The sequence below is a fragment of the Mesorhizobium sp. M4A.F.Ca.ET.090.04.2.1 genome, from assembly GCF_003999085.1.
Taxonomy (GTDB): Bacteria; Pseudomonadota; Alphaproteobacteria; order Rhizobiales; family Rhizobiaceae; genus Mesorhizobium.
The window spans coordinates 1-3,144 of record NZ_RZOT01000638.1 but is presented as its reverse complement, the minus strand read 5'-3'; the positions used below and the strand labels follow the sequence as shown (position 1 = coordinate 3,144).

Genomic DNA, 3,144 nt, shown 5'->3' with positions numbered 1-3,144 from the left:
CTCACCATGCCCGGCGTCGCCGTCACGGTCGGCGAGCAGATCGAGGCGCTGGAGCGGGTCGCCGGTTCGAAGGTGGTGAAGCTGATCCGCGAGCAGCCGGACGAGACGATCTGGGCGATCGTCAAAGGCTGGCCGACACGCTTCGAGGCGCGCCGCTCGAAGGACCTCGGCTTCGCTGCCGAGACGAGTTTCGATGAGATCATCCGCGCGCATATCGAGGATGAACTGGATAACAAAGTAGTGGGCTGATCCGGCGTCAAGCGCCGCCGGTCAGGCTGGCGGACAGCAGCAGCAGTCCAACCAGGAAGATGAAGGCTGCGCCGCCGATCTCAACGATGGAATGGATGCGGTTGCCCATGCGGCCGTCGCCGGCGAAATAGACCGCCCAGTTCTTGGCCGTCACCGCGAGCGTTGCCAGCGCCGAGACGGTGATGGCGGTGCCGATCGACATGGCGAATACCGACAGCAGGCCGCCGAGCCAGAGCCCGTTGAGCAGGGCGAAGCTCAGCACGATCAGCGCGCCGGAGCAGGGGCGGATGCCGACGGCCGCCACCGCCGACCATGCCGTGCGCCAGTCGAAATTGTCGCCCAACAGCAGCGCCGGATCGGGGGCGTGCGAATGGCCGCAGGTCTCGCAGACTTCGCCGGCGGCGTGGTCATGATGGTGATGATCGTGGCCGGCCTGATCATGCGCGCCATGATCGTGATGATGGTGATCGTGCGCGCCGTGGCCATGCGAATGGTGGGCTGCATTATCGTGATCATGGTCGTGAGCATGAAGCGCGTGCGCATGGGCATGTGCAGCGTGCGAGTGCCCCGCATGGGAATGGCCGGCATGCGAGCGACTGGCATGGGCGGCTGACAGGCTGTAGGCGGGACCGGCACCGAACAGACGGCGGATGGCGGGGCCCGCCTTGCGCCAGAGCAGCCAGGCGCCGAACAGGGTGACCAGCACATAGCTCGAGATTTCCAGGAACCACGCCGCATCGGTCATCGACACCGTGGTGCCGCGCAGCACAAAATAGGCAAGCATCATGACCACGACCGCCGTCAGGCCCTGCAGCAGCGCCGAGACGAAGGACAGCATGATGCCGCGCTTCAACGCCACTTCATTGGCCACCATATAGGACGAGATCACCGCCTTGCCGTGGCCGGGGCCGGCGGCATGGAAGATGCCATAGGCGAAGGAGAGGCCGATCAGCAGCCACAGCTTGCTGCCGTCCTCGCGCATCGCTTTCATGGCGACGGCGAGCGAATGGTAGAATTCCTGCTGCCTTAGATTGATCCACATCAGGATGTGGGCGAAGGGCCCGGAGGTGGAGGGCGCCGTGCCGTCATTGGTGCCGATGCCGAGCGAGCTCTGGGCGTGGGCGACATCCGGCAGATGGGTGATCACCAGGGTGGCGGCCGCTAGGCCGAGCGCCAAACGCAGCGACGGTTTCATCACCGGATCTATCCTTCTGGCGAGCAGTTCAGTTCGAGCTTGGTGGCGAAGATCTTGCTCATGTCGGTGCCTGTCGGATCGTTGAAGAACGCTTCCGTCAGGGTCTTCTGGTTCTCGGCGATCGCCTCGTCCGGATCGGGGCGGATGACCCCCTTGGTGCAAGTCGAGGGCAGGCCCTCGACGGTGAGGTTCGCATCGTCGGTGAAGTCGATCGCGGTATAGAAGGTCGGGTCATAGACGCCGATGTCGATCTTGCCGGCGAGCTTGATCGGAACCTTGGGCTCGGATTCGAACAGGATGATCAGCTGGTCGTTGTCGAAATTGGCCATCAGATGTGGAGGAGGGGTCATCGCCACGTCCTTGCCGTCCTGGGTGACGAGCTGGAAATAGTTGAACTCCGCCAACGAGGAATGAACGGTTTCGGCCACTTCCTTCAGCTCCTTGTCGTCAAGCTTCAGGTCGGAGTTCTTGTCGAACTCCATCATCACCGTACTCGAAAACAGGTCGTCAAAACGCCAGAGATGGCGCAACGCCTTCACACTTTGGTGATCCTCGCTGAGGATGACGTCGAGGCGGGCCTCGGCGAAGACGTGGGGGTGCACCTCGGCCGGGTGGACCGCCGCGAACGTCGCTGCCATGGCGGAAGACAGCATGATTGCTTGCCGTTTCAGGTGCATTGCGGATGGCGATTCCATGGGATTGGGACGACTGTCGAGAGTTACCAGAAAGGGGGCGAAATTGGGACCGTGGCCATCGTCGGCGTGTCAGGCGCTTTCGCGTGTCTTGAACCACTGCACCAGGAAATCGACGAAGACGCGCACTTTTGCCGGCAGATAGCGCCGGTGCGGATAGACGGCGAAGATGCCGCTGCCGGAGAGCAGGCGGTCGTCCAATGCCGTCACCAGCCGGCCGCTCTCGATCTCGGGGATGGCGATGAAATCGGGCAGCATGGTGAAGCCAAGGCCGGCAACGGCCGCGGCCCTCGCGGTCATCGGGCTGTTGACCTCGATCGGGCCGGATACCGACACGCTCATCGTGTCGCCGGCGTCGCCCTTGAACGGCCAGTTGGTCAGCCAGCGGCCATTGGTGTCGATGATGCAGGGGATGCGGGCGAGGTCCTGAGGACGCATCGGCATGCCGTGCTTGGCGATCAGGTCCGGCGATGCGCACAGCCTGACAGAAAAGGGCGCAAGGCGCCTTGCGATCAGCGAGGAGTTCTCCAGCCTGGAGATGCGCACGGCGAGGTCGAAGCCCTCCTCGACCAGGTCGACGAAACGGTCATCGAGATGGATGTCGAGCACGATGTCGGGATGCTCCTTGGCGAAGTCGATCAGCGACTGGCCGATCGGCGCGTCGGCGAAGGTGCGCGCCGCCGAAAGCTTGATGCGGCCGCGCACATCGCCGGAGGATTCGCGCACCGCATCGGCCAGGCTGTCGACCTCGCGCACGATCTCGGAGGCGCGCCTGTAGTAGGTATGGCCGGCCTCGGTCATCGAGAACTGCCTGGTGGTGCGGTTCAGGAGCAAGGCGCCTAGCTCGTCCTCCAGCTCGCGCACATATTTCGACAGCAACGCCTTGGAGCGACCGATCTTGCGCGCGGCGGCCGAAAAGCCTTCGGCCTCGACGACGTCGATGAAGGCGCGCATGCGGGTCAGCGTGTCCATGGCTCAGGCCTTTCGTGCGGCGTCGAGGAGCTGTCT

3 protein-coding genes and 1 pseudogene are annotated in these 3,144 nt (G+C 63.9%); 1 reads left to right on the top strand and 3 read right to left on the bottom strand.

Annotated elements, in window-relative coordinates; all coding sequences use genetic code 11:
* Positions 1–249, top strand: a pseudogene (locus EN781_RS29525) (NAD-dependent epimerase); the annotation flags it as partial.
* A 7-nt stretch (positions 250–256) separates the two neighbouring features.
* On the opposite strand, the gene EN781_RS29520 reads toward EN781_RS29525, so the two are convergent.
* From EN781_RS29520 to EN781_RS29510, 3 genes are all read right to left on the bottom strand, one after another.
* The gene (locus EN781_RS29520; RefSeq protein ID WP_189347922.1) at positions 257–1,444 is read right to left on the bottom strand and encodes a nickel/cobalt transporter; all 1,188 of its coding nucleotides are present in this window, start codon (positions 1,442–1,444) and stop codon (positions 257–259) included.
* Between the two features lie 8 nt (positions 1,445–1,452).
* Positions 1,453–2,121, bottom strand: coding sequence for a DUF1007 family protein (locus tag EN781_RS29515; RefSeq protein ID WP_126058445.1), 669 nt, complete (start codon positions 2,119–2,121; stop codon positions 1,453–1,455).
* Between the two features lie 87 nt (positions 2,122–2,208).
* Positions 2,209–3,108 carry a LysR family transcriptional regulator gene (locus EN781_RS29510; protein WP_126058446.1) on the bottom strand — a complete coding sequence of 300 codons (900 nt, stop codon included), beginning with the start codon at positions 3,106–3,108 and terminating at the stop codon, positions 2,209–2,211.
* Positions 3,109–3,144 lie beyond the last annotated feature (36 nt).

What these genes read in the sequence shown, in the direction of transcription:
- EN781_RS29520 (WP_189347922.1), bottom strand. Translation starts at nt 1,444, where the DNA reads ATGAAACCGTCGCTGCGTTTGGCGCTCGGCCTAGCGGCCGCCACCCTG.
- EN781_RS29515 (WP_126058445.1), bottom strand. Translation starts at nt 2,121, where the DNA reads ATGCACCTGAAACGGCAAGCAATCATGCTGTCTTCCGCCATGGCAGCG.
- EN781_RS29510 (WP_126058446.1), bottom strand. Translation starts at nt 3,108, where the DNA reads ATGGACACGCTGACCCGCATGCGCGCCTTCATCGACGTCGTCGAGGCC.